At 71.2% G+C, this 21588-nt stretch carries 17 protein-coding genes; all 17 read right to left on the reverse strand.

The annotated features are described in order from the left end of the window. Positions 1–588: 588 nt before the first annotated feature. The 17 genes from aroF to Actob_RS32420 all read right to left on the reverse strand — a co-directional run bounded on the left by aroF (position 589) and on the right by Actob_RS32420 (position 21564). Complete coding sequence (aroF, locus tag Actob_RS32340) at positions 589–1644, reverse strand: 3-deoxy-7-phosphoheptulonate synthase (RefSeq protein ID WP_284915647.1); 1056 nt, start codon at positions 1642–1644, stop codon at positions 589–591. Positions 1645–1851: 207 nt separating this feature from the next. Continuing rightward, entirely contained in the window at positions 1852–3444 is a 1593-nt protein-coding gene (locus Actob_RS32345) for an MBL fold metallo-hydrolase (RefSeq protein WP_284915648.1), read from the reverse strand. Beyond that, complete coding sequence (locus Actob_RS32350; protein WP_284915649.1) at positions 3441–4709, reverse strand: FAD-dependent oxidoreductase; 1269 nt, start codon at positions 4707–4709, stop codon at positions 3441–3443. The genes Actob_RS32345 and Actob_RS32350 overlap by 4 nt, the downstream gene beginning before the upstream one ends. A 26-nt stretch (positions 4710–4735) precedes the next feature. Next, positions 4736–5968: a cytochrome P450 gene (locus tag Actob_RS32355; protein WP_284915650.1), complete on the reverse strand. Its 1233-nt coding sequence runs from the start codon at positions 5966–5968 to the stop codon at positions 4736–4738. 61 nt (positions 5969–6029) lie between these two features. Beyond that, positions 6030–7505, reverse strand: a complete 1476-nt coding sequence (locus Actob_RS32360; RefSeq protein WP_284915651.1) for a tryptophan halogenase family protein — start codon at positions 7503–7505, stop codon at positions 6030–6032. A 165-nt stretch (positions 7506–7670) separates the two neighbouring features. Next, on the reverse strand, positions 7671–8867 hold the full coding sequence (locus tag Actob_RS32365; protein ID WP_284915652.1) for a cytochrome P450: 1197 nt from the start codon (positions 8865–8867) through the stop codon (positions 7671–7673). Beyond that, positions 8857–10011, reverse strand: a complete 1155-nt coding sequence (locus tag Actob_RS32370; RefSeq protein ID WP_284915653.1) for a cytochrome P450 — start codon at positions 10009–10011, stop codon at positions 8857–8859. Before Actob_RS32370 ends, Actob_RS32365 begins: the two co-directional genes overlap by 11 nt. A gap of 23 nt (positions 10012–10034) precedes the next feature. Then, the gene (locus tag Actob_RS32375) at positions 10035–11210 is read right to left on the reverse strand and encodes a cytochrome P450 (RefSeq protein WP_284915654.1); all 1176 of its coding nucleotides are present in this window, start codon (positions 11208–11210) and stop codon (positions 10035–10037) included. Between the two features lie 55 nt (positions 11211–11265). After that, positions 11266–11931, reverse strand: a complete 666-nt coding sequence (locus Actob_RS32380; RefSeq protein WP_284915655.1) for a hypothetical protein — start codon at positions 11929–11931, stop codon at positions 11266–11268. A 58-nt stretch (positions 11932–11989) separates the two neighbouring features. Next, positions 11990–13966: an ABC transporter ATP-binding protein gene (locus Actob_RS32385; RefSeq protein WP_284915657.1), complete on the reverse strand. Its 1977-nt coding sequence runs from the start codon at positions 13964–13966 to the stop codon at positions 11990–11992. A gap of 45 nt (positions 13967–14011) precedes the next feature. Continuing rightward, complete coding sequence (locus tag Actob_RS32390) at positions 14012–15862, reverse strand: ArnT family glycosyltransferase (RefSeq protein ID WP_284915658.1); 1851 nt, start codon at positions 15860–15862, stop codon at positions 14012–14014. Positions 15863–16079: 217 nt separating this feature from the next. Then, positions 16080–16793 carry a class I SAM-dependent methyltransferase gene (locus Actob_RS32395; RefSeq protein ID WP_284915659.1) on the reverse strand — a complete coding sequence of 238 codons (714 nt, stop codon included), beginning with the start codon at positions 16791–16793 and terminating at the stop codon, positions 16080–16082. Next, positions 16793–17794 (reverse strand): NAD-dependent epimerase/dehydratase family protein, encoded by a 1002-nt coding sequence (locus tag Actob_RS32400; RefSeq protein WP_284915660.1) that lies wholly within the window; start codon positions 17792–17794, stop codon positions 16793–16795. The genes Actob_RS32395 and Actob_RS32400 overlap by 1 nt, the downstream gene beginning before the upstream one ends. Then, complete coding sequence (locus Actob_RS32405; protein ID WP_284915661.1) at positions 17785–18420, reverse strand: dTDP-4-dehydrorhamnose 3,5-epimerase family protein; 636 nt, start codon at positions 18418–18420, stop codon at positions 17785–17787. The genes Actob_RS32400 and Actob_RS32405 overlap by 10 nt, the downstream gene beginning before the upstream one ends. After that, a complete protein-coding gene (locus Actob_RS32410) occupies positions 18417–19538 on the reverse strand; it encodes a DegT/DnrJ/EryC1/StrS family aminotransferase (protein ID WP_284915662.1) in 1122 nt (373 codons plus the stop codon). Before Actob_RS32410 ends, Actob_RS32405 begins: the two co-directional genes overlap by 4 nt. 43 nt (positions 19539–19581) lie before the next feature. Beyond that, a complete protein-coding gene (locus Actob_RS32415) occupies positions 19582–20727 on the reverse strand; it encodes a glycosyltransferase (protein WP_284915664.1) in 1146 nt (381 codons plus the stop codon). Positions 20728–20742: 15 nt separating this feature from the next. Then, a complete protein-coding gene (locus tag Actob_RS32420; protein ID WP_284915665.1) occupies positions 20743–21564 on the reverse strand; it encodes a class I SAM-dependent methyltransferase in 822 nt (273 codons plus the stop codon). Between the last annotated feature and the right edge of the window lie 24 nt (positions 21565–21588).

The raw sequence follows: 21588 nt of genomic DNA on the forward strand, positions 1-21588 counted from the left end.
CAGACGCGCGATCCGGTGGTGACCGGCACACGCGTGAGTCAAGGCGGCCTCGACGAGGCCGGGCACGACACTTCTTCGGTACGGCGGGCGCGTCCCGGCCACAGCGGGCGCCGCGCCGGTGGGGGTCTCCGGGCGGCTCCCGACCGGTTCCGGGCGAATCCGCGCAGGCCGGGACGGCGGGCTGAGCAATGGCAGCCCGCTGGAATCAGCGGCAGAAACGCACAGAACCGGATGGCCGAACAAGAAATGCACGCTGGATCTGGCCAGTCGTGCCGGCATCCCGCAACCGAAATCAGACCGCCGATCGGCCGGCACCGGCCGTGGCGGGAATGGTGAATCGCATTGTCCCCGGGCTGATTGCCCGTCCGAACTCAGTCAGGAATCATCGGCTCGTCTCCCCGTGCTCGCACCGCAGTGTGACGCGCCATGTCCGAGAACATGGCGCGCTGTGGCCAGTGGGCTTGACAGGCCAAAATTAACATCCACGTCTGCTGATGGATAACCCCTGACATCCGCGCCGGCCCGAACCCCTAACCCCTAATCGGGGCCGGGCCGCACCCCGCTGTCACACCCCTGTGACCCACTACCTCAGACCCCTGCGGGTACCTGCCCGGCGGCCTCCGCGGGCAGGGTGAGCGAGCGCCCGAGCAGGGGCGGCATGCTCACCACGATGTCGGCGATCTCCCGGATGTCGGACTCGGGCAGCGCCTGGTCACCGTCGCAGAGCGCCATCTTGGGCTCGGGGTGCACGTCGATCATCAGGCCGTCCGCGCCCACCCCGATCGCCGCGCGGGTCAGCGGCACCACCAGGTCGCGGCGCCCGCCGGAGTGCGACGGGTCCACGATCACCGGCAGGTGCGAGAGCCGCTGGGCCACCGGCACCGCGCTGATGTCCAGGGTGTTGCGGGTGGCGGTCTCGAACGTCCGGATACCCCGCTCGCAGAGCACGATGTCCAGGTTGCCGCGCTGGGCGATGTATTCGGCGGCGCTCAGCCACTCCTCGATCGTCGCGCTGAACCCGCGCTTGAGCAGCACCGGTTTCCCGGCCGAGCCGACCGCCTGGAGCAGGGCGAAGTTCTGCATGTTGCGGGCGCCGATCTGCAGCATGTCGGCGTACGACGCGACCATGCCGACGCTGCCCGGATCGATCACCTCGGTGACCACCGGCAACCCGGTCTCGGCGCGGACCGCGGCCAGGATGCGCAGCCCCTCCTCGCCCAGTCCCTGGTACGAGTACGGCGAGGTCCGCGGCTTGAACGCGCCACCGCGCAGCAGCGCGGCCCCGGCGGACCTGGCCAGCCGGGCCGCCTCCAGCGTCTGCTCGTACGACTCCACCGCGCACGGCCCGGCGATCACGGTGAGCGTGCCGGGGCCGATCGGCACCCCGCCGACCCGGATCACCGAACGGTCCGGGTGGTGCTCGCGGCTCACCAGCTTGAACGGCACCGACACCCGGATCACCTGCAGCACGCCCGGCAGGCTGCCCAGGTTGAGCGCCTCGAAGTCGGCCACGTCGCCGACCAGCCCGACGATGGTCCGGGACAGCCCACGACTGACGAACGCCTGCCCACCGGCCGACTGGACCAGGTAGACGACCGCCTCCACGTCCGCCGGAGTAGCCCCCGGCGCCATCACGACGACCATGACAGTTCTCCTCTTCTCGCCTCATGCGATGCGACGCGGTCCCGGCCCGGGACGAGCCGGCCGCGCGGTTGACGGTGCTGCCGCACGCGGTCCCGGCCCGGGACGAGCCGGCCGCGCGGTTGACGGTGTTCCGGAGCCGGGCACGTCGAGGCGCCGGCGGTCGCATCGGACCACCGGCGCCGCGGACACTGCTCGGACCGGCCCCGATCAGGGGTGGGGCCAGTGCCATTCGTGCTGGTCGAGCAGGTGGGCGAACTTCACCCCGCGGTTCGAGCACCAGGTCTCGAACTTGGCGATCTGCTGCAGCTGGTAGGAGTCCTCGTTGTAGCTGGTCGCCATGACGTGGCCGAGCCAGCTCTCCTCGCCCATCGCGTAGATGTAGACCTCCTCGGCGCCCAGCTCGTTGACGATCTCGCCGGCCTGGTCCGCGTCGGAGCCGGACATCTTGCGGCTCTCCGCCATCTTCTTCGGCAGCGGCTGGGTGAGGAACGGCTGGTACTGCCAGTTCAGCGGCGCTCCGTCGCACTCCATGCCGAGGAACGCGATGTCGACCTTGCCGAGGTGCCGGCGGACGTAGCGGTAGAGGACCGGGTCGACGCCGGACGAGTCGGCGCCCACGTAGATCGACTTGCCGCCCAGGCTGATGAAGTACGTCGACTTGGCGCGGATGTCGAGATCGGCGTGCTCACCGAAGAACGGGGTGGCGACGATCTTGCCGCCGGGGAAGGCGATCTCGTCGAAGTCGTCCACCTCGATCGCCGGCAGCCCGTAGCTCTTCAGGTAGAGCGCCAGGGACGGGTCGGCCAGGTTGCCGCGCGAGGTGCGCGGCACCACGAACGTGCCCACCCGGCCGCGCAGCTGCAGCAGGGTCTCCGGCACGAGGTGGTCGGAGTGCCCGTGCGTGATGATCACGTAGTCGATGTGGTCGGGCAGGTCGTTGTAGGTGTACCGGCCGGTGGCGTCGGTGTCCGCGCTGATGAACGGGTCGGTCATGATGGTCACGTCAGGCGTCTGCATGAGCAGGCAGGCGTGACCCCAGTACCGGATCCGGGCGCCGGACGTGACGTGCCGGTCGCCGTGCAGCGCGGACTCCGGGACCAGCAGGCCGGCGAGCTGAGCCGCCTGCGCGTCGTCGAGTTCCAGCGCGGCGCGCAGGGCGGACAGGGTGGTGGGCCGGATCCGGGACAGGAAGAGCTCCTCCAGGCCCGGGTGCCGGAACGGGATCTTCAACTCCAGCACGTCCGGCGACGGCAGCCGCGGCGTGCTCATCACGAACGGCCGCTCGATCCCGGTCTCCACCGAGAGCTGCACCGACTGCCGGTCCTCGGTGTACGCCGCGCTCTTGTAGACCAGCGGCTCCTGGAAGTGCAGCGACGGGTTGTTGCTGGTGTCGTAGGTGACCTCCACCAGACCCGCCAGCTCGGTGGGCAGTTTCGGGTACAGCGGCCGGAGGTCGTACCCGGTCGCCTCGGCACGGACGGTCTTCTCGGCCTCGGCGATCGCCTCGGCGAACCGGATCATGCCGGCGCGGTCCCGCCGGATGGCGGTGAGCAGCGCCTGGACCTCGTCCTTGCGCTTGTCGTCGACGTTGACGAAGAACCCGCCCCGGAACTTCGGGTCCCGGCTGCCCTTGTAATGCCATTCCGGGGCCTGCAGATAGGACTCCAGCATCGGGATCAGCCGGAAGGCGAGGCTCATGGTGGCAGTGACCGGAGCCGTCGCGTACATCGAGGCGTAGAACCTGTCGACCAGTGGCTCGATGATGGTGTTGGGCCGGAGAAAGAGGCGCTCCTCGCTCACTTCCGCTCCTCAATGTCGCAGTGCTCGTCAGAATCGAAGTGCTTGCCGGGCAATTCACCGGAGGACACTCCTCCGGCCAGGGTCGCGAAGGACTCCGCGGCGGAGTGCTCGCCGGTGGTGATGTGCGTGGCGTACCGAAAAACGGTTTTCTGATCGGCGTCCTTCTCGTGGAAGGACGCCGTGAGGTCGTGGAGGACCGCGAACTCGCGGCGATACGCCGCCTCGAACGCGGTCAGCGCCGCCTTCTCGTCCGCCGCACCGGCCAGGACGCTGTTGATCGCCCGGGCCGCGAGCAGCGCGCCGTGGGTCGCCAGGTGCACGCCGGAGGGCAGCACCTGGTCCACGAAGCACGCGGCGTCACCGACCAGCACCATCCCGGGCCGCCAGAACGTCGTGTGCGCGTAGGTGTCGTTCGCGGTGAGCCGCAGCCTGCCGAAGCTGCCGGCCGTCACCCGCGCCGCCTCGGCGAGCAGGTCCGCGATCGGCGGGCAGCCGGCGATCAGGGCCGCGAACGCCTTCTCCGGGTCGTCCCGGACCTGGTCCGCCAGCTCCCCGCGGACCACCGCGCCGACGCTGGTCAGCCCGCCGGTCACCGGGGTGTACCAGAACCAGCCGCCGTCGAAGGCGACGATCAGGGTGTTGCCGCCGTACGGTGCCGGCTGCCGGCAGCGGCCGAAGTACCCGGACACCGCCAGGCCGCCCGGCGAGTCCGCGTGGTCCCGGACACCGCCGACGGCGGTGGACAGCTTGCCGCCGGCGCCCGAGGCGTCGACCACCCAGCGCGCCGCCACCTCGTGCTCGGCGCCGTCCGCGTCGGTGTACCGCAGGCCGGTGACCCGATCGCCGGCCTCGGTCACCCCGACGACCGCGCAGCCCTCCCGCACCTCGGCGCCGTTGCGCTGCGCGTTGCGCAGCAGGATCTCGTCGAAGCGCCGCCGCTCGGCCTGGTAGGCGAACGACGTCGCCCCGGTCAGCCGCGGCGAGTCGGCGAAGGAGTAGCTCCACGGCTCCGGGTCGGCGCCCCAGCGGTACGTGCCGCCGGATCTGACCCGGAACTCGGCCGCCGCCAGCTCGTCGGTGACGCCGAGCGCCCGGCACACCCCGTGGACGGTGGCGGGCAGCAGCGACTCGCCGATCTGGAACCGGGGAAAGACCTCCTTCTCCAGCACCAGCACCCGGTGCCCCCGCATGGCCACCAGGGCGCCCACCGTCGAACCGGCCGGGCCGCCGCCGGTCACCACCACGTCGAACTCTTCCACCAGCACGTTCGTCATCCCTTCCGCAGTGCCGATCACCAGGCGACCGGCAGCTGGTCAGGGCTGTCGATGAACGCGTTCCGCAGCCGCACCCGCTCGACCGGAACGGCCAGCCGCAGGCCGGGAAGGCGCTGCCAGAGGGTCTGGTAGGCCAGCCGCAGCACCGATCGCGCCACCGCCGCGCCCACGCAGTGGTGGATGCCGTGCCCGAATCCGATGTGCGGCGCCGGAGCGCGCCGGGCGTCCAGCACGTTGGGGTCCGGGGTCAGCGCCTCGTCGCGGTTGGCCATCAGGATGGAGCACAGGACGTACTCCCCCGCCTTGATCAGCTGGCCGCCGACGACGACGTCCTTGACGGCCATCCGCGGGGTCGGCTGCTGCACCGCCGACAGGTACCGCAGCAGTTCGTTGACCAGGCGGTCGGTCTGCTCCGGGCCGGCGAAGAGCAGGTCCCGCTGGCCGGGGTTGTCGAGCAGCGCCATGACCCCGAAACCGAGCATGCCCGCGACGGTCTCGACCCCGCCGAGCACCAGTGCCGTGCAGACGCCGCGCAGCTCCTCGTCCGTGACGTCGTCGCCGTGGTCGCGCACCAGCATGCCGAGGAACTCCTCGTCGGGGTCCCGCCGCTGCCGGGCGATGAGGCTGTCCAGGTACCTGTTGAAAGCCGCGCTGTCCGCCGCCCGGGCCTTGAAGCCGCGGCTGAGGTCGACGTTCTGCCGGACCCGCCGCATGAACAGGTTCCGGTCGTCGCGCGGGATGCCGAGCAGCTCGCACACGGCGCCACCGCCGACCGGATCGGCGAACACCGTCTGCAGGTCCGCCGGCTGTCCCTCCGCCTCCAGCGCGTCGACGCGCTCGTCGATGAGCTCCTGGATGGCGGGCTCCAGCCGGCGGATCCGCCGGACGGTGAACTCCGGGGTGAGCATCCGGCGCAGCCGGGTGTGCTCCGGCGGATCGTAGGTCGCGATCTGGCCGACCAGCTCCGGCGGCATGGTCGTGCCCTCCCCGCTGATCGGCTGTGAGTTGGTCAGCCGCAGCCGGGTGGTGAAGTTCTCGTGGTCACCGAGGATCCGCCGGACGACGTCGTAGCCCATCGCCTGCCAGAGGTACTCCGCGCCCATCTGGATGGCGGCGTTCCCGCCGATCCGGATCAGCGGGCCGTGCGCCCGCAGCGCGAACATGTCCTCGTGCGGATCGCAGTTCGTTCTCCTCATGTAGTTCGCCGTCGGCTCCACGAGGGGCGCGACCTCATCGATGACGTGATCCATACCGGTGAACACTCCTTTCGCCTGTGCCGTCAGCCACCGGGCCCGCTGGGGGCGGGGCGGTTCAGACCGGGCGGTAGGGCAGCCACTTCATCCCGTCGGGCGAGACCACCAGGCCGCCGGGGAACAGCGGCAGTTCGGGCTCGGCGTCCGCACCGAGCAGCGCCTTCATCTGCACCGAGCCGCCCTCCTGCATGACCTGCCGGACGACCTGCGACTTGAACAGCGGCACCATGTTGCCGTCGTCGTCGGCGGCCATCTGGTCCACCGCCGCGGCGAACTCGGCGCTGTGCTCGGCGATCCGGCCGGACGCCGCCAGCGCCGACTCACCCGACGACACCCCGCCGATCAGCTCCACGAAGGACTCGAGCTCGGTGTGCTTGTTGTTGGTGACCTTCTTGGCCTGCCAGAAGTACGACTCCTCGTTGACGTTCATCTCGTAGAACGACACCAGGAACTCGTAGAACACCCCGTACTCGCGGCGGTACCGCGCCTCGAACTCGGTGAGCGCGGTCTTCTCGTCCAGGTCGCCGGCGAGGATGCTGTTGATCGACCGGGCGGCGAGCAGGCCGCTGTACGTCGCCAGGTGCACGCCCGAGGAGAACACCGGGTCCACGAAGCAGGCGGCGTCGCCGACCAGCACCATCCCGGGACGCCAGAACGACGTCTGGTGGTACGAGTAGTCCTTGCGGACCCGCAGCTCCCCGTACGTGCCGGTGGTGATCCGGCGGGCGTCGGCGAGGTACTCGGAGATCAGCGGGCACTCGGCGATCAGCGCCCGCAGCGCCTCCTCCCGGTCACCCTGGATCTTCTCCGCCATCTCCCGGCGGACCACCGCGCCGACACTGGTCATCGTGTCGCTCAGCGGGATGTACCAGAACCAGCCGCTGTCGAAGGCGACGCTCAGGATGTTGCCCGAGTACGGCTGGGGCAGCCGCTTGCCGTTCTCGAAGTAGCCGAACAGCGCCAGGCTGCGGAAGAACTCCGAGTAGTTCCGGGTGCCGCCGACGCTGGAGTACAGCCGGCTCTTGTTGCCCGAGGCGTCGATGACGAAGCGCGCCGCCACCTCGTGCTCCACACCGTCCGCGTCGGTGTACCGCAGGCCGGTGACCCGGTCCTCCGCCTCGGTCACGCCGGTGACGGCGCAGCCCTCCCGTACCTCGACGCCCTTGCGCTGGGCGTTGCGCAGCAGGATCTCGTCGAAGCGGGACCGCTCGACCTGGTAGGCGAACGACGTCGACCCGGTCAGCTTGGGCGACACGCCGAACGAGAAGGTCCACGGCTCCGGGCGGGCACCCCAGCGGAACGTGCCGCCCCGCTTGATCGGGAAGCCGGCCGCCGCGAGCTCGTCGGCGACACCGAGCATCCGGCACACCCCGTGGACCGTCGAGGGCAGCAGCGACTCACCGATCTGATATCTGGGGAAGACCTCCTTCTCCAGCAGCAGCACCCGATGGCCCTGCATGGCCACCAGGGTGCTCACCGTCGAACCGGCCGGCCCGCCGCCGGTCACCACCACGTCGAACTCTTCCACCGGCATGTGCCACCACCCAACGATCGATTTACCGGAAAGCGAAAGCGGACAAGCGCGCATTCTCATCCATCCGAGCGAATGTGAATCGCACGGTGGGAATGCCATCATCCTGCATCTTTTTCGGCCGCTCAAGGAGTGTCCAATTGAGCAGAGCCGACCGGACGGACTCCGTTACCAGGCGACCAGCAGACTGCGCAATCCGTACGCCGGGGTGCTCGTCCGGAACATGATTTCCTGGTCGGGATCCGCCAGCCGCAGGCCGGGGAAACGCCGCCACAGGGCGGTGTACACGATCCGCAGCTGGAGGCGGGTCAGCGCCGCGCCCAGGCAGTGATGGATGCCGTGCCCGAACGCGACGTGCGGCGCGGGCGTGCGGGTGACGTCGAGGCGGTCGGGGTCGGGCATCAGGTCGGGGTCACGGTTGGCCATCGGCAGCGAGCAGAGGACCGTCTCCCCCTTGCGGATCACCTGGCCGTCGATGGTGACGTCCTCCATGGCGGTCCGCGGCGTCGGCGCGTACGGGACCGTCAGGTACCGGATCAGCTCGTCGACCGCCCGGTCCGCCGACTGGTCGTCGCCCCGCACCGCGGCGATCTGCTCGGGGTTGCGCAGCAGCGCCAGCACGCCCAGGCCGATCATGCCGGAGACGTTGTCGTCGCCGGCCAGCATCACCTGTACGCAGAAGCCGCGCAGTTCCTCGTCGGTGATCGTGTCGCCGTGCTCGGCGACGATCGACCCGATCAGCCCCTCACCCGGGTCCTTGCGCTCGCGGGCCATCATCGCCAGCAGGTAGCGGGAGAACGCCTCGCCGGCGACCGCCCGCTTCCGCTGGCTCCGCGTGGGGTCGAGGTGCCCGTGGCACAGCTGCAGGAACATGGCCTGGTCGTCGCGCGGCACCCCGACCAGCTCGCAGAGCACGGTCCCGGGCACCTGGTCGGCGACCAGCTCGACCAGGTCCGCGGGCGAGCCCTCCTGCTCCATCGCGTCCAGCCGGTCCGCCACGATCTCCTCGATGCGCGTGGCCATCCGGCGCATCCGGCGCTGGGTGAAGCCGGGCGTCATCAGCTGCCGCATCCGGGTGTGCTCGGGCGGGTCGTAGTCCATCAGGTTGCCGACCAACTCCTGCGGCCGGAACCGGCCCCGCCCGCCGATCTCGTCGGCGTCGTCGTGCCGGCGGCGGGTGCTGAACCGCTTGTGGTCGCCGAGCACCTGCCGCACCACCGAGTGCCCGGCCGCGAGCCAGGTCGTCGTGGCCTCCGCCCCGGACCCCAGGGAGATCTTCGTCAGTTTCCCGGCGGCGCGCAGTCGGTCGGCCGGGTCGAACCCCTGCCGGAGGATGTGGATCGGACGCTCGTTGTCACCACTCAAGGGGAAGCTCCTCCACGGCGAAGGGCGCCGGCCGGCCCGGCTTGAACCGCACCTCCCGCTCCGGGACCGCCAGCCGCAGCGACGGGAACCGCCGGACCACTGCCGGCAGCACCGCCCGCAGCTCCATCCTGGCCAGCGGCGCGCCGATGCAGTGGTGGATGCCGTGCCCGAACGACAAATGCGTGATGTTCTCCCGGGTGATGTCGAACCCGTCCGCGCGGGAGCGGTTGACCGCCAGCATCGCGCAGGTCAGGACGTCGCCGGCGTGGATCTCGCGGCCACCCAGGGTCAGGTCGGTCAGGGCGACCCGGGGCGAGGGCGCCTCGACGACGGAGGTGTAGCGGAGCATCTCCTCGATCGCGGCGTCCAGCAGCTCGGGACGCTTGCGCAGCAGCGCCATCTGCTCCGGGTGGGTCACCAGGAGCAGCACCGCCACCGCCAGCTGGGCGGCCATCTGCTCGGTCGCCATGGTCAGGTTCGCCTCGGCGAGCCCGGCCAGCTCCTCGTCGCTGACCTGGTCGCCGTGCTCGCGTACCAGGGCCCCGATCATCCCCGCACCCGGCTCGCGGCGCAGGCGGGCCGCCAGCCGCTGGGTGTAGTTGACGACGCCCAGCCCGGCCGCGGCCCGCTGCCGGGGGATCCGGCTCTCCCGGCTGTCCCGGATCATCCGGGACAGCTCGGCCTGGTCGTCCCGCGGGACGCCGAGGAACTCGCAGGCGATGAACGCCGGGATCGGCCAGGCGGCGTACCTGACGAAGTCCACCGGCGAGCCGATGCTCTCGAAGTCGTCGAGGCACTCCTCGACGATCTCCTCGATCCGCGGCCGCAGCGACTTCAGCCGCCGGGCCGAGTACGCCGGGGCCACCGTCTTGCGCAGCCGGGTGTGGTCGGGCGGGTCGTACGCCTGCAGGATGCCGGGCAGCTGGGCGCGGTCCGCCTCGTTCTCGACCGGCCGGGCCGAGCTGAACCGGACGTGGTCGGCCAGGATCGTCCGGACCTCGTCGTACCCGGTGACCAGCCACTGCTTGCGGCCGTCCATGCCGGGCTCGGTGTCGTACTCGTGCAGCGGCCCGCTCTCCCGCATGTCGTGGAACTCCGGCACCGGATCGAGCCGGTGCCGCTGGTGCGGCAGGGGAAGTGCCATCGGTCCTCCTCATGTGTGCGGCACTACCAGTCGAGGAGCAGGGCTTCCACGTCGAACGGCGGCGGGCCCAGCCGGATGGCGCGGTCCGGGTCGGCCAGCCGCAGCGTGGGGAACCGCTGCGCCAGGGCCGGGATCGCGGTCCGGAACACCAGCTCGGCCAGCGACCGGCCGAGGCAGTGGTGAATGCCGTGCCCGAACGCGACGTGTTCCGGCCGTTCCCGGGTGATGTCGAAGGCGTCCTCCGGGCCGGGGAAGTTCCGCCGGTTCGCGGCCAGCAGCGAGCACGTGACGGTGTCGCCGGCCCGGACCAGGCGATCCCCGATCAGCACGTCCTCGACGGCGACCCGCGGATGGGTCTTCTCGTCGCTGGTGAGATAGCGGGTCACCTCGTCCAGCCAGTCCGGTACCGTCTCCGGCTTCTCCCGGAGCAGGGCGAACTGGTCCGGCTCCCGGACCATCAGCCACGCGCCGGCGGCGAGGAACCGGGCCACCTGATCCGCCCCCGCGCCCATCACGAAGGCCGCCACCCCGGTCAGCTCGGCGTCGGTGATCTCGTCGCCGTGCTCGCGCACCACGACGCCGAACATGTCGTCACCGGGGTCGCGGCGGGTACGCGCCGTCACCTTGTTCATGTAGGTCATGAACTTGTTGCCGGCGGCCACCCGCCGCTTGTCCGACCGTTCGGTGCGGCTGGCGTGCAGGCAGCGGGACAGCTCCGCCTGGTCGTCCCGGGGGATCCCGAGAAAGTCGCAGGTCGCCGTCGTGGCCACGGCCCACCCGAAGCGCGGGACGAAGTCCACCGGTCCGCCGGTGGCCTCGATCGTGTCCAGAGTGTCCTCGACCACCCGCTCCACCCGCACGCCGAACTTCTGCATCCGCCGGACGGCGAAGGCGGACGCGACCAGCCGGCGCAGCCGGGTGTGCTCCGGCGGGTCGTAGTGGGTCAGGAAGCCCGGCCAGGCCAGGCCGGCCGCGGTCCCGCCGAAGACCAGCCGGGCGCTGAACTTGTCGGAGCCGAGCACCTGCCGGATCTCGTCCAGACCGGTGGCGAGCCAGGCGGTCCGTCCCCCGGGCTCCTCCTCGGTGCCCAGCGCGGTCATCGGCCCCTGGGCCATCAGGGCGCTCAGCTTCGGCACCGGATCGAAGCCGTCCCTCCGGTGCAGGTCCAGAGCCTGGACGACGTTGATCTCCTCGAACATGCCACCGTTCCTCTCGGTCCGCCCGTCCAACCCGCCCGCGTCGCACGGTTGGACATCACCGCTCCGGCGGGTTCTCCATGACCATGTAGTAGGCGCCGATCCGCATCGGCGTCGCGCTGGTGACCGTCGACAGCCCGGTGTCCTGGAACCGATCGAGCGGAATCACCCGGAAGTCGAAGCTGACCCGGCAGGCGCCGGTGTCGTTGGCCAGGTTCCCGTGCCGCAGGTTGATCGCGTCGAACTGCAGCACCTCCCCCGGGACCAGCTCGACCGGCTGGTAGTCCGCCCGGCCCGGGGCGCTCTCGATCCAGATCGAGTTGGTGCCGAACGCCCGGGTCAGCGGCAGCCAGAAGTTGACGGTGCCCGGCTGGTGGTGGAAGTCCGCGTCCCGGTGGAAGGTGCTGACCGCGACGCCGCCGGGCGGGCACACCCGGAAGGTGGGCACGGCCTGCACGCACACGTCGCCGGTGAAGAGCGGCAGCACATGCGTACGCAAGAAGTCGTGATAGAGACCGCGGATGGAGTCGAACTCGGCGTAGAACCTGGCATGCGCCTCGGTCGCCTGGTCGGTCGTGCCGGGCTTCGGATGGACCGCACAGCTCTCGTCGATCCGGGCCAGGTCGGCATCGCCGAACATGTCGCGCACCCGGCGGACGAACGGGAAACGGTCCTGGTCGTAGGTGTGGATCACCTGGTCGAGAAGCGGCGTCTCGGATGTCATCTCGGATGTCATCTCGTTCCTCTCCCGCTCCGGCCGCGGCCGGAGCCTCTGCGCTCGGTCATCCGCCCCGCACCACGTGGCGCAGCGGTTGCGGCTCGGTGACGATGAACTCGGTGCCATTGCTCGCCGGCTGGATCTCCTCGGCCGGCCTGGTCCCGTTGCGTTCCGGCCGGGCGAACTGCGTGTGGTACAGCTCGGCGTAGAGACCGCCCCGGGCCAGCAGTTCCTCGTGCGTCCCGCTCTCCGCGACCCGGCCGCCGTCGATCACCAGGATCTGGTCGGCCTCCCGGATGGTGGACAGCCGGTGGGCGATCACCAGGGAGGTGCGGTTGCGCAGGGCGGTCTTGAGGGCCCGCTGGACGGCGGCCTCCGACTCGGAGTCCAGGTGCGCGGTGGCCTCGTCCAGCACCATGACGGTGGGCTCCTTGAGCAGCAGCCGGGCGATGGCCAGCCGCTGCTTCTCGCCGCCCGACATGCGGTAGCCGCGATCGCCGGTGACGGTGTCGAACCCACCCGGCAGAGACGCGATCAGATCCCAGATCTGGGCGCCCTTGCACGCCTCGATCAGCTGTTCCTCGGTGGCGTCCGGACGGGCGTAGAGCAGGTTCTCGCGGATCGTGTCGTGGAAGAGGTACGCGTCCTGGCTGACCACCCCGACCGTCTCGCGCAGCGAGTCGAACGAGACGTCGCGCAGGTCGTGCCCGCCGACCCGGACCGTTCCGGAGACCGGGTCGTAGAGCCGGGACACCAGGTGGGTGAGCGTGCTCTTGCCGGCGCCGGACGGCCCGACGAGCGCGGTCATGGTGCCGGCCGGGACCCGGAAGTTCACGTCGCGCAGCACCTGCGGCGGCGTCTCGCCGCGCATCTTCTCCGCCCGCACGTACTCCAGCGACGCCAGCGAGACCTCGTCCGCCGTCGGGTAGCGGAACGCGACATCCTCGAACGCGATGTCCGGCGCCACGTTCTTGGGCAGCGCGACCGGCTCGTCCCGCTCCTCGATCAGCGGCTTGAGGTCGAGCAGCTCGAAGGTGCGGGAGAAGCCGACCACGATGGTCTGCGCCGTCTCCTGCAGCCCGGACAGCTGGACCATCGGCCCGAACAGCCGACCCAGCAGGGTCACGATGGCGACCAGCGTGCCCAGCTGGAACGCGCCGTCGAGCACCAGACTGCCACCGAGCCCGTAGACCAGCGCCGTGGCGAGCGAGGCCATCAGCCCCATCATCACGAAGGCCAGCCGGCCGTACACGGAGAGGCTCACGCCGATGTTGCGGATCTTCCCGGCCCGGCTCGCGTACTCCGCCATCTCCTCGTCCGGACGGCCGAAGAGCTTGGAGAGCATCGCGCCCTGGACGTTGAACCGCTCCTGGAGGAGCCCGCCGAGCCCGGCGTTGGCGTCCATCAGCCGTTCGGTGCGCCGCTGGATCACCCGTCCCACGTAGACCCAGGGAATGATGAACAGCGGGATCACCACCAGGGTGACGACCGCGACCAGCCACGACAGGTAGAAGAGCTCGACCAGCACCAGCACCACGGTGAGCCCGCTGGTGGCCGCCATCAGCAGGTAGCCGAACTGCTGCTGCGCCATGATCAGTTCGGTGTGCAGCCGGCCGATCAGCACGCCGGTCTGTGTCCGGGTGAAGAACGCGATGGGCAGCCGCTGCACGTGGCGCAGCGCCTGCACCCGCAGGTCGTAGCTGACGCCCTGGCCGATCCGGCCGGAGATGTAGGCGGACACCAGCTCCAGCAGCCCGCCCGCCACGGCGAGCCCGGCGGCCAGGCAGGCCATCAGCACCACGACCCGGAGATCGTTCTTCAGAATGCCGTCGTTCACCAGTTTCAACAGCAGCAACGGGGAGGCGACGACGATGAGCGAATCCAGCGAGGCGATGAGAACGAAGAGCGCCACCTTGCCGATGTGCGGGCGGAAATAGCCGAGCACCCGGCGCAGCGTCCCCGGGCGGACCTTCGTCTGCCAGGGATCCGGATCGTCCTCCTCACTCTTCGCAGGTCCACCGAATTGCATTACTACATCCACAGCAGCGCTCCTTTCACGCGAGCATTTCCGGTCAGCGACAGGCCGTCACGCGGAACCCGACGCCGGTCCGGCGTTGGCGTCGAAGGAGTCGCCGGAGTAGTCCGGATCGAGTACCGAGAGGGCGTAGGTGGCCGGCGCCGCCAGCATGGCCGCCACCCCGAGGGCGAGCGCGGTGGTGAGCAGAGCGGTGGACGCGGTCCTGGTCATCCGGGCCAGCACCAGCGCCACCAGGGCGACCGCGCCGAGCGCGAGCGTGCCCCACTTCGCCCAGGTCAGGAAGTTCGGGAAGTGCGACCACAGCCAGGCGCCGTAGGCCACCTCGGCGGCGACCGCGACGGGCAGCAGCCAGGACTGCGTGCCGCCCTGCCGGTACGCCCGCCAGAACAGCACGATGCCGAAGGCGCAGACGGCCGCGATCGCCGGAGCCAGGTCGGCCACGAACGCGGTGTGGTCGACGTTGCCGCCGCTGAAGACCAGGCCCAGGGTCACCAGCCAGACGCCCCACATCACCAGCCCGCCACGCACCGGATCGGTGCGCTCGGCGCGGCGGCGTGACCAGAGCCCGTACAGCAGGCTCAGGACGCTGAGCGGGAAGAGCCAGGCGATCGCGACACCGAGGTGGCCGTCGAACAGCTTGGTCCAGCCCATCGGGTCGGTCCGGCTCTCCCTCTTGGACTCGTCACCGCCGGGCGGCCCCATCGGCCCGCCGGCCTCGGCCGGGCCGCCGGCCTCGCCGAGATCCTGTGCCTTCGAACCGACATTGCCCTGCGCGTCCGGCCCACCCGTCTCGCCCAGATCCTGCGCCTTCGAACCGACGTTGCCCTGCGCGTCCGGACCGCCCGTCTCACCCAGATCCTGCGCCTTCGAACCGACGTTGCCCTGCGCGTCCGGCCCACCCGGACCGCCCGTCTCACCCTGGTCCGCGGCCCGGGAGCCGACCATCCCGGTGTTGTCCTGGCCGGCGGTCCCGTCCGGGCCGAGCGCCGGCGGGCCGCCCCGGAAGTTCAGGGGCGAGGCGCCGGGCAGCTGGATGCCGAATCGGGACAGGCCGTTGTATCCGAACACCATGGCGAAGGCGCTGTTGTTCGTGCTGCCACTGACATAGGGCCGCTCGCTCGCCGGGGTGACGGTGTAGAGCATCACCCACGACAGCGACACGGCGAGCATCACCACCCCGGCGAGTCCGAGGTGCCGCACCCGGCGGCGCAGCGCGACCGGCGCGGTCAGCAGGTAGCCGAGCGTCAGGGCCGGCAGGATCATCCACGCCTGCAGGCTCTTGGTCTGGAAGGCCACCCCGATCCAGACACCGGACCAGACCAGCGACCGGAGCCGGCCCTCCAGGACCGCGCGCTGGTACGCGTCGGTGGCCAGGATCAGGCACATGACCAGTGCGCCGTCCGCCATGCTGTGCCCGAACAGCGAGGCGGTGACCGGGGTGAGGGTGAAGATGGCGGCGGCCAGCAGGCCGGGCACCACCCCCGCCCAGCGCCGCACCACGCGGTACAGCACCAGTACCGAGATCACCCCCTCGATGACCTGCGGCAGCGCGAGCGACCAGGCGTGATAGCCGAAGATCCGGGCGGAGATGGCCTGCGGCACGAAGGAGCCGGCGAGCTTGTCCAGGGTGTACGTGGCCTCCGGGTCGGCAGCGCCGTAGAAGAACGCCTTCCAGCTCCCGGACATGCTCTTGACGGCTTCGGAGTACAACGGCGCGAAATCGGCCCGCCGCAGGTTCCAGGCGTACAGCACCAGTGCGACGAGGGCGATGCCCAGCAGCGCGGGACGGGCCCACCGCGGCTGGTCGTCCGGCGAGCGCCAGAACGTCCAGCGGGGGGAACGGCTGGCGGGCACCGGGTCATGGGCGGGCGACGACAGTTCGGTGAGTGTTTCAGACACCCGGTACCTCCAGGCGTGAATAATCGACAACGGAATTCATCGCGGGAATCCAATTCAGCGACCGTTTCTCCGGCGCCGAAAAACGAAGTGCGGTTACCATTTTGCGGACGCCATTGCCGCACGACAACCGGCCTGGGTTGGACAGAATGCCGCCGGCCATCGGGCGGCGGCGAGCCGTCCAACCGGACGCATTGCGCGGCTGGACACCCCGGCCCGGTCAGCCGGGCGTGCGGGCCACCACGAACACGGACTGCCCGAACGGCGGGCGGACGACCCGCTCGGCGGCCCTGGTGACCGGCAGCACGAATCGGTCGTACAGCCGGACCATCGGGCCCTCCTTCGGCGCCAGTTTGAAGATGCTGGTGGCGCCGTAGTAGCCGATCAGGCCGAGGGCGTTCGCGTAGTGCAGCCGCTCGATCCGCAGACCGGCCTCGTCCATGGCCGCGCGCATCGATTTCTTCGTGTACCGGCGGAGGTGGCCGGTGGCGATGTCGACCCGGCTCATGGCGAACATGAACGCCGGCACGATCAGGATGACGCGGCCGCCCGGCCGGACCAGCGCGCCCATGCCCCGCAGCGCGCCGACGTGGTCCTCGATGTGTTCGAGGACGTTGTACGAGACGGCGGCGCTGTACTCGCCGGCCAGGCCGTCGGCGGGCAGCAGCAGCTGGCGCACCTCGATGTTGGCGAACCCGCTCATCCGCTTCTCGAGCTGCACGAGCCGATCCGGGTCGGCCTCGGTCGCGGTGAACCGGGGCAGGCGGGCGGCCCACTCGATCGCGTAGTCGCCGAGGCCGCTGCCGACCTCGATCGGGTTCTCCCCCAGGTACGGCATCGCCAGCTCGACGAACCACCGCCGGTGGTTCACCGCCGTCGCCAGCCCTTCCAGCACCTCGGATTGGATCCGCTGGTCTCCGGTGATATCTGCCATCAGGACGGCTCGACCTCCTGGACGCAATGAGCCACCGTACGCGCGAGCGCCTCGTCCAGCGGCACCCGCGGCTCCCAGCCGGTGACCGCGCGGAACGCCGAGGCGTCGATGGTGACGCTGCGGAAGTCGCCGGCCTCGGCGTTCGCGGGCGGCGGCACCGACAGCACCGCCACCGGCGGCTTGCCGGTCTCGGCGGCGACCAGCTCGGCCACCGTGGCGAACACCTCGCCCAGCGGGGTGCCGTGCCCGGAGCCGAGCAGCCAGGCCCGGCCGGCCAGCTCCGTGACGTGCTCGGCGGCGGCCACCAGGGCGCGGGCCACGTCGTCGATGTAGACCAGGTCGCGGCGTACCGTGCCGTCGTGCCACATGGTGATGTCCTGGCCGGCCACGGCGCGGCGCACCATCAGCGACACCACACCCTTGTCCCGGGCCGTGGACCGCGGACCGGAGCCGAAGACCGTCGGCAGCCGGATCGAGGTCGCCTCGACGACGCCCTCCGCGTGGGCGGCCAGCAAGGTCGTCTCGGCGGCCAGCTTCTGCCTGTCGTACTCCCCGGCCGGCCGGTCGGTCTCGGTGCCGTCCAGCACCTCGCGGGGTGCCACGCCGACCTGCGAGGCCGCGCCGGTGAACACCACCCGCAGCGGCGGCGCGCCATCGGCCCGCCCGGACCGCGCGACGTCGACCAGATCACGGACCAGGCCGACGGTGACCCGCTCCGCCGCCGAGTCGCCGTCCGCGACCCGCCAGGTCGTCACCCCGTCGATGTACGCCACGGCGTGGATCACGATGTCGGCGCCGGCCACCGCCTCGGCCATCCGGCCCGGCTCGCACAGGTCGACGGTCAGCACCTCGATCTCGGCGCGGGCGTCCCCGGGCACGACGGCCGGGCGGCGGGACACCGCGCGTACCCGGACCGGGCGGGTGGCCAGCTCCCGCAGCACCGCCGAGCCGACGAACCCGCTGGCGCCGAGCAACACGATCAGGGGTGGGGTCAGCGCCACAGCTTCGCCTCCACGTTCCGGCACAGGTCGTAGTCGTCCAGCAGGCCGCGCTCGCGGGCCTCGGCCAGCGTCGGCGCCGCCCGGTCCCGGTCGGACTGCTGGATCTCCAGGTCATCCGGGATCGGCAGGCCGATCGCCGGGTCCAGGGGCGAGACCGCGAGCTCGTTGGCCGGGACGTATCCCTCGGACATCACGTAGACCACCACGGAGTCGTCCCGCAGCGACAGGAACGCGTGCCCCACCCCGACCGGGATGTAGAGGGCCCGGCAGTTGTCCCCGCTGAGCTCGGTCATCTCCCACCGGCCGTAGGTGGGTGAGCCGACCCGCAGGTCGACCAGGTAGTCCCGGACCTCGCCGTACGGGCAGTAGACGTACTTGGCCCGGCCGGGCGGGGTGGCCGTGTAGTGGATGCCGCGCAGCACGCCCCGGGCGGACCGGTTGTGGCTCACGTCCCGGACCGGGAAGAGCGGGCGGCCGAGCGCCTCGGCGAACGCGGCGTCCTGGTACGGCGACGAGAACAGCCCCCGGCTGTCCGGGTACACCGCGGGCTCGAACCGGAAGGCGCCCTCGATGACGGACGGCACGACGGTCACCCCGCCGACGGTCCGGCTGCCGGCGGCGGTCACAGCTTCTCCAGCACGGTACGCAGCGCGTCGATGACCCGGTCCTGCTCGCTCTCCGGCAGCGACGGGTACATCGGCAGGGAGAAGATCTCGCCGGCCAGTTCCTCGGTGACCGGCAGCGAGCCCGGCCGGTAGCCGAGGCCGGCGAAGCCGCTCATGGTGTGCACCGGCCACGGGTAGCTGATGTTCAGGAAGATGTCGTGGCTCTTGAGCGCCTCGATGATCTCGTCGCGGCGCGGGTGGCGGACCACGTACACGTAGTAGACGTGGGTGTTGCCGGGGTTGGTGGCCGGCAGCAGCAGCCCGCCCGGCCCGGTGAGGTCGCCGAGGCGTTCCTCGTACCGGCGGGCGACGGCGTTGCGCCCGGCGATGTAGTCGTCGAGACGGCGCAGCTTGCGGCGCAGGATCTCGGCCTGGACCTCGTCGAGCCGGGCGTTGTGACCCGGCGACCGCACGACGTAGTAGACCTTCTCCATGCCGTAGTAGCGCAGTTGCCGGAGGTTGCGGTCGATCTCCTCGTCCGAGGTCAGCACCGCGCCGCCGTCGCCGTACGCGCCGAGCACCTTGGTGGGATAGAAGGAGAACGCGGCGGCGTCGCCCATCGTCCCGGCGATCCGCCCGTGCTGCCGGGCCCCGTGCGCCTGCGCGCAGTCCTCCAGGATCTTGAGCCCGTGCTCGCCGGCCAGGCGGTTCAGCGCGGCCATGTCGGCGCACTGGCCGTACAGGTGCACCGGGACGATCGCCTTGGTCCGCGGGGTGATCGCGGCGGCGACCTGGTCGACGTCGATCAGGAAGTCGTCGGCCCGGATGTCGGCGAAGACCGGGGTCGCCCCGGCGCCGGCGATGGCGACCACGGTGGGCGCCGCCGTGTTGGACACGGTGATCACCTCGTCGCCGGGGCCGATGCCCAGGGCCTCGAGGCCGAGCTTCACCGCGTTGGTGCCGTTGTCGACGCCGGTGCAGTGGGCGAGCCCGTGATATCCGGCGAACTCGGCTTCGAACTCCCGGACACTCTCGCCGAGCACCAGCTGCCCCGAGCCGAACACCTTCTGCACGGCGTCGAGAATGTCGTCCTTCTCCTTGGCGTACTCCGCCAGGTAATCCCATACACGAGTCGTCACTTGTCTGGCTCCCGATCGTCGAAGGAATTGCCGAACCGGCGGCCTACACCGAGGCCCGGCTGACCGCGTCGAGCAGCGCCGCCGCCGCCACGGTCGTCCCGCCGGCGCGGATCGTGCGGGCCACGGCGGCCGCCCGCTCGCCGGTCTCCGGCGCCAGCGCCGAGGCGAGCGCCGCGCCGAGCGAGGCGACGGTCGGTGCCGGGCCGTCGTGCGCCACGCCGATGCCCAGCTCGGCCACCCGCGCGGCGAAGTACGGCTGGTCCGCGATCTGGGGCACCACGATCTGCGGGACGCCCGCCCGGGTGGCCACGTGCGTGGTGCCGGTGCCGCCGTGGTGCACGACGGCGGCCACCCGGCCGAACAGCACCTGGACGTTCACCTCGTCGACGGCGAGCAGGTCGTCCCCGTCGTCGGGCGGTTCCAGGCCGGCCCAGCCACGGGACAGGATCACCCGCCGGCCCTGTGCCCGGATCGCCGCGACGGCGACCTCGGCCACCCCGGCCGGAGCGGGCCCGCTGCCGAAACCCACGTACACCGGCGGCGGGCCGGCCGCCAGGAACGCCGCCAGCTCGGCGCCGAGCGGACGCTCGTCGGGCACCAGCCACGCACCGGTCTGCTCGGCCACCTGGCCCGCGTCCAGCGGGGCCAGGACCGGATCGGCCGCCAGCCACGGCCGGTCGGTGCGGCCGTAGTCGAACAGGTTCCGCACCGGCGGCAGGCCGAGCGCCAGCCGCCGCTCGTTGATCGGGCCGCCGAACATCGCGTCGGCACCCTGGTTGTACTGGGCGCGCTGGGCCGGCGAGAGCCGCAGCAGCAGCGGTGACGGAACGGCGTAGAAGTAGGGGATGCCGCGGCTCTCGGCGATCGACCGGACCGCTGCCGCGCCGGACAGCAGGCCGGCGGCCACCACCACGTCACATCCGTCGGCGACCGCCGGTACGGTGTCGAACAGTTCGCCGATCTCCGCGGCCACCTGCCCGGGCTCGGGCGGGCCACCCAGCCCCCGGGCGCCCTCGAACACCGACCGGCCGGCCAGCGTCATCGGCAGCCCGAGCTCGGCCAGCCGCGCCGCGAAGTCCGAGGGCACGCACATCCGCGGCTCCGCGCCGAGGTCGCGTACCCGGGCGGCCAGGGCCACCAGCGGTTCGACGTCGCCGCGAGGTCCGTACGACCAGAACAACACACGCATGTCGGCACTCCTGTGTCAGCGCTTGAGCGCGGTGATCCCGGCCGTCGTGTAGGTCACGGTGAACGCGCCGCCGAGGTCGTCGATCGCGGCGCCGACGTGCTCGAGGAACCGGGCGCGCGCGTCCTCGGGCAGGTGGTGCAGGCCGCCCTGGGTGGGCAGCACGTCCAGCCACTCGTCGCGGGTGTACGTCCGCTCCCAGGTGAAGCGCAGCTCCGCCGGCTCGCCGAACGCGCCGGTGCGCCGGATGCCCTCGGCGGAGCGCACGTACTGCTTCGCGTAGATCTGCTCGGCGTGGCTCTCCGCGTCCGCCGCCGGCCGCTCCGGCTCGGCGGGTTCCGCGGCGGACGACTCCGGCACGGCCCGCCGGTACGCCTCGGCCTGCGCCGCCAGCACCGCCGGCGGGATCTCGAAGCCGTTGTCGAACAGGGCCAGCAGCCCGTGCGGGGCCAGCACCTCGGCCACCTTCCGGGCACCGGCGAACGGGTCCACCCAGTGCCAGGCGGTGCCCGAGACGACAGCGTCGAAGCTGCGCCCGGCCGGGTCCCACTCCTCGAAGCGGGCCACCTCGACGTCCAGGCCCCGGGTGCGGGCGAAGGCGGCCATCCGCGCGTCCGGCTCGACGCCGAGGACCTGGCACCCGGCCGCCTGGAACGGGCGGGAGGAGATGCCGGTACCGCACCCGACGTCGACGAATCGCTTGCCGGGGCTCAAGGTGACGATCCGGTCGATCAGCGCCTCGGGATAGGTGGGCCGGGCGCGGTCGTAGCGGGCGGCGTCCAGGCCGAACCACTCCGCCATCTGCCGGTTCTCGTGCGCTTCAGGAGCTAGCTCAGTCATGGGTCACCCTCGTCGGTGTCGGTG

The organism is Actinoplanes oblitus, assembly GCF_030252345.1.
In the GTDB taxonomy this organism is placed as follows: Bacteria; Actinomycetota; Actinomycetes; order Mycobacteriales; family Micromonosporaceae; genus Actinoplanes; species Actinoplanes oblitus.